Origin of the sequence: Leucobacter japonicus (genome assembly GCF_001273855.1) — a bacterium.
Classification (GTDB): domain Bacteria; phylum Actinomycetota; class Actinomycetes; order Actinomycetales; family Microbacteriaceae; genus Leucobacter; species Leucobacter japonicus.
Genome location: NZ_JHBX01000026.1, coordinates 1 through 222, shown reverse-complemented (window position 1 = coordinate 222; position 222 = coordinate 1). Strand labels below are relative to the sequence as shown.

Sequence of the window (222 nt, the reverse complement as noted above, 5' to 3'; positions counted from 1 at the left end):
GTTTCGACGAGCTCGCGTGCTGAGGAGTTGTTCGGCGGATTCGTTCGCCGCAGACGCCAGTTCTTCCAACGTCATTTGGGCCGAGTCTGCGGTACTTGACATCACACCTGGGATCACGGTCAGCTGGCGTTCCTGCCCGATATCCGGTCCTGCAGCAATGACGCCATCGGCTACCAGGTGCGCGCTCTGCAGCCCATTCAAGAAGTCGACGGAGGCTGCCTC

At 60.8% G+C, this 222-nt stretch carries 1 protein-coding gene; it reads right to left on the bottom strand.

Translation table 11 applies throughout. From position 1 onward, the window contains the following. The coding region (locus AMS67_RS17780; protein WP_206541718.1) for a hypothetical protein at positions 1 to 222 on the bottom strand (222 nt) is incomplete at both ends.